The organism is Bradyrhizobium sp. CCBAU 11434 (genome assembly GCF_028128895.1).
Taxonomy (GTDB): Bacteria; Pseudomonadota; Alphaproteobacteria; order Rhizobiales; family Xanthobacteraceae; genus Bradyrhizobium; species Bradyrhizobium zhengyangense.
In genome coordinates, this window is the sequence record NZ_LBJX01000099.1 from 272,388 (window position 1) to 285,876 (window position 13,489).

The 13,489-nt window shown below is 62.7% G+C and carries 11 protein-coding genes and 1 pseudogene; 7 read left to right on the forward strand and 5 right to left on the reverse strand.

Annotation, left to right across the window (positions count from 1 at the left end; all coding sequences use genetic code 11):
- Positions 1 to 139 precede the first annotated feature (139 nt).
- Positions 140 to 481: a phasin gene (locus XI06_RS32100; protein WP_212328811.1), complete on the forward strand. Its 342-nt coding sequence runs from the start codon at positions 140 to 142 to the stop codon at positions 479 to 481.
- Between the two features lie 180 nt (positions 482 to 661).
- Here XI06_RS32100 and XI06_RS32105 read toward each other — a convergent pair whose 3' ends face one another.
- From XI06_RS32105 to XI06_RS32115, 3 genes are all read right to left on the reverse strand, one after another.
- The gene (locus XI06_RS32105; protein ID WP_271607215.1) at positions 662 to 982 is read right to left on the reverse strand and encodes a c-type cytochrome; all 321 of its coding nucleotides are present in this window, start codon (positions 980 to 982) and stop codon (positions 662 to 664) included.
- Positions 983 to 1,271: 289 nt separating this feature from the next.
- Positions 1,272 to 2,102: an alpha/beta fold hydrolase gene (locus tag XI06_RS32110; RefSeq protein ID WP_237864680.1), complete on the reverse strand. Its 831-nt coding sequence runs from the start codon at positions 2,100 to 2,102 to the stop codon at positions 1,272 to 1,274.
- A gap of 143 nt (positions 2,103 to 2,245) precedes the next feature.
- On the reverse strand, positions 2,246 to 4,042 hold the full coding sequence (locus XI06_RS32115) for a ShlB/FhaC/HecB family hemolysin secretion/activation protein (RefSeq protein WP_271607216.1): 1,797 nt from the start codon (positions 4,040 to 4,042) through the stop codon (positions 2,246 to 2,248).
- Between the two features lie 129 nt (positions 4,043 to 4,171).
- On the opposite strand from XI06_RS32115, the gene XI06_RS32120 reads away from it, so the two are divergent.
- On the forward strand, positions 4,172 to 5,431 hold the full coding sequence (locus tag XI06_RS32120) for a FecR family protein (protein WP_271607217.1): 1,260 nt from the start codon (positions 4,172 to 4,174) through the stop codon (positions 5,429 to 5,431).
- A gap of 58 nt (positions 5,432 to 5,489) precedes the next feature.
- Positions 5,490 to 8,234, forward strand: a complete 2,745-nt coding sequence (locus XI06_RS32125; RefSeq protein ID WP_237872938.1) for an EAL domain-containing protein — start codon at positions 5,490 to 5,492, stop codon at positions 8,232 to 8,234.
- 8 nt (positions 8,235 to 8,242) lie between these two features.
- Here XI06_RS32125 and XI06_RS32130 read toward each other — a convergent pair whose 3' ends face one another.
- Positions 8,243 to 8,503 (reverse strand): hypothetical protein, encoded by a 261-nt coding sequence (locus XI06_RS32130; protein WP_237864677.1) that lies wholly within the window; start codon positions 8,501 to 8,503, stop codon positions 8,243 to 8,245.
- A 244-nt stretch (positions 8,504 to 8,747) separates the two neighbouring features.
- Here XI06_RS32130 and rocF point away from each other — a divergent pair, with 244 nt between their 5' ends.
- From rocF to XI06_RS32150, 4 genes and pseudogenes are all read left to right on the forward strand, one after another.
- Positions 8,748 to 9,725 carry an arginase gene (gene rocF, locus XI06_RS32135; RefSeq protein ID WP_271607218.1) on the forward strand — a complete coding sequence of 326 codons (978 nt, stop codon included), beginning with the start codon at positions 8,748 to 8,750 and terminating at the stop codon, positions 9,723 to 9,725.
- A 159-nt stretch (positions 9,726 to 9,884) separates the two neighbouring features.
- Positions 9,885 to 11,155 (forward strand): annotated as a pseudogene (gene soxC / locus XI06_RS32140) (sulfite dehydrogenase).
- On the forward strand, positions 11,142 to 11,684 hold the full coding sequence (locus tag XI06_RS32145; protein WP_271607219.1) for a c-type cytochrome: 543 nt from the start codon (positions 11,142 to 11,144) through the stop codon (positions 11,682 to 11,684). The pseudogene soxC and the gene XI06_RS32145 overlap by 14 nt, the downstream one beginning before the upstream one ends.
- A 113-nt stretch (positions 11,685 to 11,797) precedes the next feature.
- The gene (locus XI06_RS32150) at positions 11,798 to 12,082 is read left to right on the forward strand and encodes a hypothetical protein (RefSeq protein ID WP_271607220.1); all 285 of its coding nucleotides are present in this window, start codon (positions 11,798 to 11,800) and stop codon (positions 12,080 to 12,082) included.
- A 3-nt stretch (positions 12,083 to 12,085) separates the two neighbouring features.
- Here XI06_RS32150 and XI06_RS32155 read toward each other — a convergent pair whose 3' ends face one another.
- Positions 12,086 to 13,300: a mandelate racemase/muconate lactonizing enzyme family protein gene (locus tag XI06_RS32155; protein WP_271607221.1), complete on the reverse strand. Its 1,215-nt coding sequence runs from the start codon at positions 13,298 to 13,300 to the stop codon at positions 12,086 to 12,088.
- Between the last annotated feature and the right edge of the window lie 189 nt (positions 13,301 to 13,489).

Below are 13,489 nucleotides of genomic sequence, written 5' to 3' on the forward strand. Positions count from 1 at the left end.
CGAGCGCCGGCAATACGCTCTGGCCGCCCTCCCGGCCGGCGATAGACCGCCAGATGGCGGTCCCGGCTGAAGTATCGCCGCTGGAAGGCGGTGCGACAAATGTGATAATCAGTCAGGAAAAAGAGGGAGGAGTACGACCATGATCGAACCGAAGCTCGAAGTTCCAGCTGAACTGCGCGACCTGGCGGAGAAGACAATCGACCAGGCGGAGAAGGCATTCGGCATGTTTTTCGATGCCGCCACCAAATCGATGTCGTCGGTTCCCGGCGCAGGCGCGGACGTGTCCAAGCAGGCGCTCGCCTTCACCGAGCAGAACATGAAGGCGGCATTCGAGCATGCCCGCAAGCTGGTTCACGCGACCGACGTTCAGGAGGCGATGAGAATCCAGTCCGAGTTCCTGCGGAGCCAGTTCACGAACGCCGGCGATCACATGCGCCAGATGACCGGCAACTTTATGCAGCCGGGCAAGGGCAAGTCCTGATCTGGATTGACCGCTCATAAATTGATCTTGCGCAGCGGCGTGATGCGCATTTCAATTCCCATGCAGGTCCATGATGGGCCACCGGATAAACCTCATCCGCCGTCCATCGTGGTTTCTGCTGATCCCTGTCGGTTCATTCGGCAGGGATTTGCATTTTGAGGGTTTGGAGCGACCAGCCAGCTACTGGCGCAGCGATCCGATATAGGCTGCGATGTCGGCGGCCTCGGTGCGGCTCAACGGAAAGTTGGGCATCTTCGGATGCGGGTCAAGCAGGAAGAACGCGAGCTTCTCTGCGCTGAAATCAGGCTTCCGCGCAACCGATGCGAAGGAGGGCACATCGGCGTTGGCCTGAGCCTGGCTGCTCGTCACGAGATGGCAGCTTGCGCACCAGCGCCGGGCCAGATCGGCGCCATGATTGGCATCAGCCGCCAGAACAGGCGATATACCCAAACTCGCGACTGTCGTTAGCAGAAGCCAAATTCGTCTCGCAGCTGCGCGCATCTCATCACCTGCCTACATTCGCTTGCGGACCGTCTAGTCAGCCGCAGCATGATCCCGGAAATTGCGAGAGGTCGATACGTGCGATGATCGCGCGGAGCAGCTTGCGAGCCGAGCGATAGAAATGGCGCATGGGTGCAGGCACCCTCGCCGGGGGAAGGCCAAGGCTCTCCATGTCAAGCCTCGTCGCATCAAGCCTTTCGGTATAGTGTAACACGTGCCTCTCCGGTGCTGTATGGCCATTTATCCCGGCCGGCATGGAGCTGCGTTGATCTGCCGCAAAGGGTCCCGGCTAATAGTCGCCGGGATTCATGATCATCGGGGTGGTGGTATCGGCCGGCGCGAGCGCGCTGCTGGCGCTGTCCCGCAGGAAGCGGTCAAGTGTCGCCTGGATCTTCTCCTTGACCGAGTCGGGCCCACGATCGCTCATCTCGGTGTGTTGCGCACCGGTATGGATGATGTCGATGCCGCGCGCCTTTGCCTCTTCCGGCGTCGGCAGCACGCCGGGGTCGGTCAGGAAATGCGGATCCTTGGAGCGGAACGACAGAATCTTCATATGGTCGTTGAGGACGAACGGCACCCTGAGATTGTCGAGCGTAATCACCTTCGACACCAGTTCGGGATGCTGCTGCGCGACATACATGGAGACGTCGCCGCCGTTGGAATGACCGACGAGCGTGATGTGGTCGTAGTCGGCATTCTCCTGCCGCGCCTTCAACGTGTTCAGCACGAAGAGGATGTTGGCCTCGCAGCGCATATAGACCTCGCGTCGGCCGACATATTTCTGGCCGACACGGGTCATCAGGGGCGGATCGCTCGGCAGGTCCTGCTGGATGCTGGCGACGAGATAGCCGCGCGCCGCAAGGACGTTGGCAAGGAAGGAATATTCGGTGGCCTTGACCGTGTTGCCATTGCTGATGATGGCAACCGGAAGCTTCCAAAGACCGAGATTGGCCTTGGTCTCGTAGTCGCGCCGCACCGCGATCTCGACCGAGATCGGCCGCTGACGCGAGGCGTCAAACAAGGACAGCATCTCGTGGCGGATCGCGAATTTACTGACGATAATGTACTGACCCACCGCGAGGACGCAGAGAAAAGCCAGAATTGCAAACACCCTTTTCATGGGTTCCGTCTCAATCACTTTTGACTGAACATGGCTATTGAAAACGCCCGGATCGAGCGATCGTGACCAGATTGCGGGATTAAATTTAGGCAAGTCTGTGAGGACAGCCGCAAAAGGGCCGCGTCAAGGCAAGGGCCGCGCGGCTAAAGGCAGCCGTTTCGGCCGCGTTCGGGGCAGAGCCGGAACGCACTTGACAGGGTGAACAGGAAGCGCGGGCTGCGCCGCTCATTGTCCGGCGCGCGGTAGCTCAAGGGCACCGCCACGCCGAAATCGGCCTGGAGATCCTGAGGCAGGAAGAAGCGTACGCCTGCACCCGCCGATGTCAGCGACAGGCCGTCGCTCAGCCGGTAGCCGTCGTTCCAGACGGCGCCGGCGTCACCGAACGCGTAGAGCTGGTAGCCGCTCCAGTACGGGAAATTGAGCTTCTGGTCGAAGCGCAGCTCGAGCGAGCCGGCAAGACCGTTGTCGCCGCTGATCTCGGCCGCGCCGTAGCCGCGGCCGAAGGCTGCGCCGCCGAGATAGAATTGCTGCGAGGTGAACAGCGGCCGTGACGCGGTCTGGCTCGCCGCAGATAGCTTGAGCGACCATGCGTCGTTGAGCGTCTGGTAGCGCGTGAACCAGAAGTTCAGCACCGAGAAATTCGAGGACGCACCGTCGCGCGACAACAGATCGTCGTTGACATGCGATGCCCCGAAGACATCGAGGCCCTGGCGAAACGTCATCGTCGCGTAGTTGGTGCCGCCGAAGCCATCTTGCAGCCGGTAGTCGGCCGTGAGGCTCGCGGTTCTGATGTGGTCGTTGTACCAGGGGCCGTAGAGATCGTACTCCGACACATTGCTGAACGTCGTCGCCGCAGTCAGGGTCAGCGTGGACGATTGGGATTGGAGCGGGATGATGCTGGCACGCAGCTCGAACGCCTCGGTCGTGGTGATGTCGCTGGCAATGCGCCGCGCATCCCCAGGCCTGACCGCGCTATACAGCACCGATCCACCGAGCCGAACGCCGTCGACGCCGACCGGGGCGTCATAGGACAGCCGCGAGAAGCCGAGTTCGCGCGGGTCGTTGGCAATCGTCGACAGGTTGACGGCGAGCGTGTCACCGGGCGTGAGGTAGGAGTTGAACGCGCCTGTCGCGTAGGTCTGCCACGGACCGACCGACGACGAGCCAAGATTATCCAAGCCGAACGAGGTGAAGACATGCCAGGTCTTCAGATAGACGGTGATGCGGAAGCGGCCGGTCGCGCCGCCGATCTCTTCCAGCGCGGTGTCGGCGATGCGCACGCCCGGCCAGCCGTTGACGAGGTAGAGTTGGCGTTCGAGCGTTGCCAGGCGCGATGGTTGCTCGGCCAGGATCGGCCCAAGCATCGGCCTCACGCCGAACTGTTCGGCACCATCACCCTTCAGCTCGGCCTCGACGATCGAGCCTTCGATCATCTGGATCCGGACGCGCCCGTCGGCGATGTCCTGCGCCGGCACGATCGCCCGGCTCAGATGGTAACCCTGGGCCCGGTAGAGATCGCTGATCGCGCCGGCGATCGTCGCGAGGTCGGCCTGTGAGACCTGCTTGCCGAGATAGGACTGGTAGACTGCGGCGATGCGATCGTGGGGAATGGCGCGGGCGCCGGTGACGTTGACGTCGCGCAGCACGAATTGAGGCTTGCTATCCCCGCCAGTATTGGGCTGGCCGACCGAAGGCAGCTTCACAGGCGGGCGGCCGAGGGATTCCTGCTTGGTTTGGTTTTCAAAGTATTTCTCCGGCTGAAGCGGATTAAATCCCGGTTGGTTCGCCTGCTGCGCGAATGCTTGGGGAATGCCCGTAAATGTCGGCCCTAACAATACCAATGCGGCAGCAAGATACCGCCCGGCGGCGCCACGCACGGATCGCTCTCCGTAGTTTGACGGAGATGTCCCCTGGTTCCGGTAAGGATTCAGTAGCCGCATGATTTTTCATAGTTTTTTATGGTCAATGATCCGTTAATGCGGCCGCCCGACTCCGGGGTTCCCGCTAAGCTAATCTTGAGTGATCTCGGATACGCAGAAGGCTCGCAGCAACTGAGGCTGAGGGTCATCATGCTCATCCGAATTGGAATGCGGTGCGCCATCCTGGCAGCGCTGGTCCTGGCAACGGTGTCCGGTGCGTCCGCTGCTGATGACGGCGTCTGGTCGGTCAGCAAGTCATCGGGTGAGGTCTGGCTTGCGACGAACGGCGCGCATCAGGTCTCGCTGAACCAGGAAGAGACACTCAAGCCGGGCGATACCATCCGCACCGGCCGGAACGGGCGCGTCCTGCTCGTCCGCGGCGAAGAGACGATTCTGATCTCCCCCAACTCGGTGGTCGGCGTGCCGGCCGAGAAGAAGGACGGTCTTTCGACCACCATCATCCAGCAGGCGGGCTCGATCCTGCTCGAGGTCGAGAAGCGCAACGTCAAGCATTTCGAGGTCGAGACGCCGTATCTCGCCGCCGTGGTCAAGGGAACGCATTTCAGCGTCACGGTGGGCGCCGGCAGCACCAAGGTCGGCGTGCTCCGTGGGCAGGTTGAAGTGTCCGATTTCAAGACCGGCCAGATCGCCCAGGTGATGCCCGGCCAGGTGGCCACCGCCTTCGAACACGGCAAGTCCGGTCTCAAGCTTGACGGGCCTGGTACGCTCAATCCGATCGAGCAAGGCAAGCCGCGCGCATCGACGATCGAGCGCGTCCCCGTGCCGAAGTCGGGCTTGTCCGCGCCCCGCAATGCGGCCAATGGCCATGCCATCCATGCGCTCGGCACGATCGAGAAGGGGGCCAAGGTCGCCGGCGCGCCGACCCGTTCGCATCAGGCAAGTGGAGCTCACGCGCCCAGGGCCGGCGTCGTGCACATCTCGAGCTCGCTCGGCGAGGTCAAGCTGAACTTCGACAAGGTTACGCACGGGCTCGCCCATAGCGCCGTCGCACCAGGACAGGTGCGCAATGCGAAGGCCAGCACGGACACCGTGTGGAGCGATGGCAAGTCGAGCACGACGACCACGAACGGCAATAGTACGAGCGTCACGGCGGTCACGGTCAGCGGCAGCGGATCCGCGGCCAGCGCCTCGTCGACGTCGTCAGGTGCAACAACCAATGTTGCGACGAGTGCCGGGTCGACCAACGATGCGGCGTCGGGCAACAACGGCAACAGCAATCCTGGCAAAGGCAACGGTGACAATGCCGCCAGCAACAGTGCTGCCACCGGCAACGGTAAGGGCAACAACGGTAACGGCAACGGAAACGGCGGCGGTAACGGCAGCAACGGCAATGGTAATGGGAATGGGAATGGGAATGGAAACGGCAACGCGAATGGCCACAAAAAATAGGGCGATATTCTAGCGGAATGGGGGCGCACCTGTCTGAGCGGGTGCGCGGGAGGATCGGGTGAAACGCTATCGGCCGCATATTCTTGTCGTGATCGCGCTGGCGGTCGTGCTGTCCACGGGATGGCACGGCGCGCTGCGTAACGCGCTCACCGATCTGCGCTTTGCCTGGCAGTCGCGTTCCGCCACCGGCAGCGTCGTCGTGGTGGCGATCGATGCTCCCTCCATCGATCAGATCGGCGTATGGCCGTGGCCGCGCACCCTGCACGCCGACATCCTGCACAGGCTCGAGGCCGCCGGCGCGCAGGATATAGCTTTCGACATCGATTTCAGCACGCCATCGGATCCAGCCTCCGACGAGGCTTTCCTCACCGCGCTTCGGACGGTCGGCGGCTCGACGATCCTGCCGTCCTTCAAGCAGCCCACGCCAAATGGCGGCGCGGCTCACATCAATCGTCCCCTCAAGCCGTTCAGCAATCAGTCATGGCCGGCCGTCGTCAACGTCGCGGTTGAATCCGATGGGCTGGTTCGCCGCTATCCGGTCGGGGAGAAGCTCGGCGATGCGCAGATACCGTCGATGGCGGTCGTCTTGGCCGGGCAGAACGTCGATCGGCGTCCGCCTTTCCTGATCGACTTCAGCATTCGGGCAGGATCTATTCCGGTTGTTTCTTATATCGACGTGCTGCGGGGTGACGCCGCAGCACTCGACAAGCTCAGGGACAAGAAGGTCATCGTCGGCGCCACGGCGCTCGAACTGGGCGACCGCTTCAGTGTCCCGAATGGCCGCATCGTCGCGGGGCCCGTGCTGCAGGCGCTGGCGGCAGAATCGGTCCTTCAGAACCGTATGCTGCGCTGGACGTCCGATGTCGGCATGGTTGTCGGCCTTGCCGTGATCTGTCTGCTGATGATGTATTCGTGGCGCCGTGTTGCGCCGGGTGCCCGCGTCGTCATCCTGGTTGCAGCCGGAGCCGGTATCGAACTGACTGCGGTCCTGGTGCAGCAGCGTTGGCCGCTCATCATCGACACCTCGCTCTTCCACATCGCGGTCATCGCCTATCTGGCAGCCATCGCGCTGGATGAGATCGACTTCCGCAGCCTTCTGGGACGCATCGCCGAAAGCCGGTTTCATCGTATCGCGATGTCGCTCGGTGACGGTCTGGTCTGCACCGATGAGCATCACCGGATCACGGTCTGGAATCCCGGTGCAAGCGCAATCTTCGGCTATATGCCGACCGAGATCATCGGTCACCCGTTCGAAACGCTTTGCGCGCTTCCGGCGGAAGCCGGCGCGAAGGCCTTCGCCATCCGAGACGCCGCGCGGCAGGCGCTGCTGGTTCCCGGCGGCGCCGTGGTCGTCGAGTTCGAAGGACGACGCAAGAACGGCGAAAGCTTCCCGGTCGAGGCGAGTTTTTCGGGTTGGCAGGGAACGGACGGCTTCCAGTATGGCGCGATCTTGCGTGACATCTCGGTGCGTAAGCGCGAGGCCGAACGTGTCAGATATCTCGCCGAATACGATGCGCTGACTGCACTTGCCAACCGCAACACGCTGCACGCCGGTCTCGTCGGTCTGATTGCCGCTGCGGAGCGGCGATCCTCCGAGGTCGCATTGCTCGTGCTCGGGCTCGACGGCTTCCAGCAGATCAACGACATGCTCGGACACACAGCCGGCGACCTCGTGCTGCGGGCAGTGGCCGAGCGCCTGCGAACCGAAGTCCACGGCAAGGCGCTTGTCGCCAGGCTCAGCGGTGACGAGTTTGCGATTGCGCTGGATTGCGCCGGTATCGGCGAGCCTGTTGCCGGGTTCGCCGAGCGGATTGGGCGCGCGTTCGATGCGCCGCTCGCAACGGGTGCGCGCCAGCACCGCGTTAGGATCAGCATGGGTGTCGCCGTCTACCCCGACGGTGGACAGAACGCGGACGATCTCCTCGGCAACGGCCATCTTGCGCTCACCAAGGCGAAGCTGACGCGGCGCGGAGGTCACGTGATCTTCGAAAGCGCGATCCGGCAGGAGCTGGAAAGCCGGCTGACGCTGGAGAGCGAGCTGGCGCTTGCCGCGGACCGCGGTGAGTTCGAGCTGTTCTATCAGCCCCAGGTCCGACTGATCGACGGCAGCCTGGTCGGAGCCGAAGCGCTGATCCGCTGGCGCCACCCGGTGCGCGGCTACGTCTCGCCCGGAGAGTTCATGCCGGTGGTCAACACCTCGGCGCTGTCCGAGCGGATCGCGAGCTGGGTGATGGAGACCGCCGGCCGGCAGGCGCGTGCGTGGGAATTGTCGGGCAATGCGGTCCGCGTCGCAATCAACCTCTCGCCATCGCAGCTCCACTCCGGCGATCTCGCGCATTCCGTTGCGGGGCTGCTGAGGACGACAGGACTTACTCCTTCGCTGCTCGAGATAGAGGTCACCGAGGACATCCTGCTGCACGACGAGGTCCGGGTGCTCGACATATTCAAGCGCATCCAGCAACTCGGCGTGCGCATTCTGTTCGACGATTTCGGGACGGGCTATGCCAGCCTGAGCTATTTGAAGAAATTTCCACTCGACGGGCTCAAGATCGACCGCTCGTTTGTGACCGATCTGCTCGCCGATTCCGACGATGCCGCCATCGTCGGCTCGACCATCGGCCTCAGCAAGCAGCTCGGCCTGACGGTTGTTGCCGAAGGAATCGAGAACCGCGCCACCGCCGACTTCCTGGTCAGCATGGGATGCGAAGAAGGGCAGGGCTATTTCTTCGGTCGCCCGATGCCTGCCGACGCGTTTGAAAAGACATTCTTGGCGGCCGAGCTCGAAGCCGTCAGCGCCGCCTGAACTGATCGTCAGCGCCGGCGCGCGATCGCCACGCCAAAGAGGAACGCGACGAACAGGCTGGCGAGGGGGGCCTCGCGCGTGATCGCCGCCACTGTCGAGAGCGGCCGGCCCGGCTTTCGCGCTTCGTCGATTGCGTAAGTGAGGCGATCGACGGCGGTACGCAAGCCTCCAGCAACCTCGCCGATGGTATGAGATATGTCGGCGGCTGCATCGATGGCGCGCTCGGCCATGCCGGGCTGGGGATTGGGCTGCGGTATGTCCGTGCTCAAGCTCGCGACCTCCAGACCTGACGGAAGAACTGAGGCCGGCACCTTTGGCTATCCGCGCGTGCGCTCGTTTTGAACAGCGGGCCCGAGGGCCTTTGGCTATCCGCGACAGGCGCCGTTTTGAACGGCGGGTACCGGCCTTGCAGTGAAAATGCCGCGCGCGGGAATTTGTTCCGGCTCCCCCGTGAAACGACGGGTGCGAATCTCTGTTACGCTGGTGCAGCCTTGCTGACCTCAGGAGATTGCCGTGACCGATCGAGCCATCACGGATCGAGCCCGGCGCATCGCGTTGCTGGGCGCGCCCATCGACATGGGCGCCTCGCAGCGCGGCACCTTGATGGGCCCCGCGGCGCTGCGGACCGCTGGTCTTGCAACACTGCTTGAAAGCCTGGATTTCGAAGTCGTCGATTACGGCGATCTCTCGGTGGCCGAGATCAGGGATCTCGTCGACAGGCCGCCGGCAAACGCCAATCATTACCGTGAAATCCAGCGCTGGACGCGTATCCTCAGTCGTCGCGGCTATGAAATCGCGCAAACCGGTGCGTTGCCGATCTTCCTGGGAGGTGATCACACCTTGTCGATGGGATCGGTCAACGCCATGGCGCGCCATTGGCGGGAGCACGGGCGCGAGCTGTTCGTGCTTTGGCTCGACGCGCATGCCGACTACAACACGCCGGAGACGACGATTACGGCCAACATGCACGGCATGTCGGCCGCCTTCCTGTGCGGCGAGGCGGGCCTCGACGGCCTCCTGGGCGATGATCCTCGCGCCTCGATTGATCCTGACAGGCTCGATCTGTTCGGCGCGCGTTCCATCGACAAGCTCGAAAAGGAGCTGATGCGCGCGCGCCGGATCAGGGTCGTCGACATGCGCCAGATCGACGAGTTTGGCGTGGCGGTGCTGATCCGACGCTTAATCGAGCGCGTCAAGGCGAATAACGGCGTGCTGCATGTCAGCTTCGATGTCGATTTTCTCGATCCCTGCGTGGCGCCGGGCGTGGGGACCACGGTGCCGGGAGGTGCGACCTATCGCGAAGCCCATCTGATCATGGAGCTGCTGCATGATTCCGGGGTGGTGGGATCGGTCGACATCGTCGAGCTCAACCCGTTCCTGGATGAGCGCGGGCGCACCGCGCGCACCGCGGTCGAACTGATCGGCAGCCTGTTCGGCCAGCAGATCACCGATCGGCCGACGCCCAGCAATGCGATCGCGCCGGGTGAGTGACCTACGGTCCGTTTGTGCATTGCAAAGAACGGAACTGCCGCCACGGTCGGCGGATTAGATCAGCCCTGATCGAAATCGCCTGCTTTTGAAACGTGCGCGAATTGCAAATGCGCTTCGCGGAAGGTCTTATGCGGGCTCAGCTTCAGCCGAGGGTCCGCCATGAGCAACAAGATCGACACAAGCGACAAACCCAATAGGACCACACGCCGCCGCTTCCTGCAAAGTAGCGGTGTCGTGGCAGGCGTTGTCCTGGGAACCGGTGCGTCGGCTGCAGCGGAGACGGAAAACCTTCCGCCCAACGTCCCCGATTGGATGAAGGCCCCCGGCGATCCCATGGGAAGCCAGCCCTATGGTGCGCCGTCGCCGTTCGAGAAGGGCGTCGTCAAGAACATCTCGAAGAACCTCAAACAGTACATCTCCGCGTCCGGCCGTACGCCGTTGCAGGAACTTGACGGCACCATCACGCCGAACGGGCTGTTCTACGAGCGTCACCACGGCGGTGTGTGCCGACCATCGATCCGGCGCAGCACCGCTTGATGCTTCACGGCCTCGTCGAGCGCCCTCTGATCTTCACGATGGACGATCTGCGGCGTTTTCCTTCGGAATCGCGCATCCACTTTCTCGAGTGCTCCGGAAATCCCGGATACACCAAGCCTTACGGCAAGACGGCATCGGACCTGGTGGGTCTGTTAAGCTGTGGGGAATGGACGGGCGTGAGCCTGAAGCTGGTGCTTCAGGAGGCCGGGCTGAAGCCGGAGGCCAAATGGATCATTGCCGAAGGCGCCGACGCGGCCGCGCTGACCCGCAGCATTCCCATCGAGAAATGCCTTGAGGATGCCATGCTCGCCTATAGCCAGAACGGCGAGCGGCTGCGCCCGCAGCAGGGTTATCCGTTGCGGCTGCTGTTGCCGGGCTTCGAAGGCAATATGAATGTGAAATGGTTGCGGCGTCTGCACGTGACGGCGGAGCCCGCGTACTCGCGCGAAGAGACTTCGAAATACACCGATCTTTTGCCTGATGGCACGGCACGCGAGTTCTCTTTCTACATGGAGGCGAAGTCGATCATCACCCGTCCCTCCGGTGGTCAGCGCCTCAACGCACCCGGCTTCCACGAAATCACCGGCATCGCCTGGAGCGGCCACGGAAAGATCAAGCGGGTCGAGGTGTCGGTCGATGACGGCAAGAGCTGGCAGGATGCGCGATTGCAGGAGCCGGTGTTGACGCGCGCGCTCACGCGCTTCCGCTTGCCCTGGCATTGGGATGGCAAGCCTGCGGTGATCCAGAGCCGTGCGATTGACGAGACCGGCTATGTGCAGCCGACGCTCGCCGAACTGCTCGCAGTGCGTGGCGAGAATTACTTCTACCACAACAATGCTATCTGGCCCTGGCACATCAGCGCCGATGGGGAGGTGACCAATGCGCTGGCGTGAGATCTGCGGCGTTGCTCTCATAGTCTTGCTCTGCGCCTCAGCGAGGAGCGCGCAGGCGCAAAGTACCTATGGCATCGGGCGGCAGGCCACGGCGGCGGAGATTGCGGGCTGGAATATCGATGTCGGACCCGACGGCAGCAATCTGCCGGCAGGAAGCGGCTCGGTCAGCCAGGGACGCGATGTATTCGCTCAACAATGCGCGTCGTGCCATGGCGAGAAGGGCGAGGGCGCTATTGGCGATCGACTCGTCGGCGGACAAGGCACGATCGGGACACCGAAGCCGATCCGCACGGTCGGGAGTTACTGGCCTTATGCGCCGACGCTGTTTGACTACATTCGCCGCGCGATGCCGCAGAACGCGCCGCAATCGCTCAGCAATGAAGACGTGTACGCAGTGTCGGCCTACATCCTGAACCTGAACGGATTGGTGCGAGACGATGCCACGCTCGATGCCAAGTCGCTCGCAGCGATCAAAATGCCGAACCGCGACAAATTCGTCGGCGACGCGCGGCCCGACGTCAAGCGTTGAGCAGAGGTGCCGTTAGTTCCCCTCGCATTGGCTCGGAACTTGCCTATTCGGAAGCGGAACTCGTCGGGCCAGCTTTGCGTTGGTCCACGAGAGGAAAAGGTGCGGATTATTCGATGGCAACAGGTCGCTTCGCAAACTCGATCTCAATAGCGCTTCGGCATCCCGGCGTGATCGCGATGGTCGTCGCCACTGTGACGATTGCTGCGATGCTGATCGTCGACCACGGGCCGTGGAGCCGCGCCAAGACCCAGCCGGCTCATGTCGCGATGTATGCGACCACAGGCGAAGCCGCCCGCGCGGCAGGCGCCAAGGTGCTTCCGACCGAACCGAAATCGCCGGTCGAACCGGAACGGCCGGGGCCCAAGACGTCCCCGACCATCAATCCGGTGCAGCCATAAACGTCAGCTCTTGCGGCCGTAGCTGAGGAGCCCGCCTGTGGTCTTTGGCGGATGCGCGCGAAGCGCCTCCTCGTTCGGCTCGGTGCCCCAGCCGGGCCTGTCGGGAATGATCAGGTGCCCGTTCTGGATGTCCGGTTCATGCGTGAACAGGTCGCGATCCCAGGCGAGGCGATCGATGTCGATCTCCATGATGCGCAGGTTCGGCACCGCAGCGCAGAAATGCGCGTTCATCATCGAGCAGAGGTGGCCGTAGAAATTATGCGGCGCGACGTTGACCTCGAAGGCTTCGGCGGCTGAGGCGATCTTCATCGACTGCCACACACCGTTCCATGGCGTGTCGATGATGGCGACATCCATTGCCTGCTCGCGGAAATAGGGCAGGAATTCGCGCAAGCCGAGCAGGGTCTCGCAAGATGAGATCGGATGCGGGCTCTGGCGGCGGATATAGCCGAGGGCCTCTGGATTGAAGCTGTCGATCTCGATCCAGAACATGTCGAGGCCGGCGATCTCGCGCAGGATCTTCAAATAGCCTTCGGTCTTGGCGTTGAAATTGCAGTCGAGCAAGATGTCGACATCAGGGCCCGCGCCGTCGCGGATTGCCTCGAGATGCATGTGCAGGTCGCGCAGGATCTTGCGGTCGACATTGATCTCGGGCGCAAACGGCGAGCCGAAGCCAGGCCGCCAACCCGTGGGTTTGCCGTCATCATAGGAGAAGATGTTGGTCTTCAGCGCGGTGAATTTCTTCTCGCGCACCTCACGCCCCATTGCCTTGACGCCGTCGAGATTTTCGATCGGCGGCTTGTACCAGGAGGGGTGATTGATCCGCCATGTCGCGCAATGGGACCAATAGACCCTGACGCGGTCGCGGATTTTTCCGCCGAGAAGCTCGTAGCAGGGCACGCCCAGGCATTTTGCCTTGGCATCGAGCAGCGCGTTCTCGATCGCGCCGAGCGCCTGCGCCACGACGCCGCCGGCGGCAGGTCGGGTGGCGGCGAACAACTCGGCATGGATGCGCTCATGCTGGAAGACGTTCTGGCCGATCACGCGCGCCGACAGGCGCTGGATCGCAGCACCGACGCCGGGTGAGCCAAAGCCCTCGTCGAACTCGCTCCAGCCGACGACGCCGTCTTCCGTCGTCACCTTGACGAAGTGATAGTTTCTCCAGCCGGCATCGCAGGCAAGGATCTCGAGACTTGTTGTTTTTGATGATTTTGCCATGTCGCTCCCTTTGCCTGGCCGCGGGTTATTGGTTTTTGTGGACCGGGTCGCAAGCTCCGGCCCAGCTACAATTGTTAAGCTAACGACCGAGTGCCGTGAAGTCTGCAGACGCTTGGCCAGGTATCGAGTTTGGCCGTGCCGGCAGAAAGCCCGTAGAATCCGGGGGAGCATCATGTTTCTTGGGATCAT

Bases quoted from the DNA above. Each gene is read 5' to 3' on its own strand.
- XI06_RS32120 (WP_271607217.1), top strand. From the start codon at position 4,172: ATGCTCATCCGAATTGGAATGCGGTGCGCCATCCTGGCAGCGCTGGTC.
- XI06_RS32145 (WP_271607219.1), top strand. From the start codon at position 11,142: ATGCGCTGGCGTGAGATCTGCGGCGTTGCTCTCATAGTCTTGCTCTGC.
- XI06_RS32110 (WP_237864680.1), bottom strand. From the start codon at position 2,102: ATGAAAAGGGTGTTTGCAATTCTGGCTTTTCTCTGCGTCCTCGCGGTG.
- XI06_RS32150 (WP_271607220.1), top strand. From the start codon at position 11,798: ATGGCAACAGGTCGCTTCGCAAACTCGATCTCAATAGCGCTTCGGCAT.
- XI06_RS32155 (WP_271607221.1), bottom strand. From the start codon at position 13,300: ATGGCAAAATCATCAAAAACAACAAGTCTCGAGATCCTTGCCTGCGAT.
- XI06_RS32115 (WP_271607216.1), bottom strand. From the start codon at position 4,042: ATGCGGCTACTGAATCCTTACCGGAACCAGGGGACATCTCCGTCAAAC.
- XI06_RS32100 (WP_212328811.1), top strand. From the start codon at position 140: ATGATCGAACCGAAGCTCGAAGTTCCAGCTGAACTGCGCGACCTGGCG.
- XI06_RS32105 (WP_271607215.1), bottom strand. From the start codon at position 982: ATGCGCGCAGCTGCGAGACGAATTTGGCTTCTGCTAACGACAGTCGCG.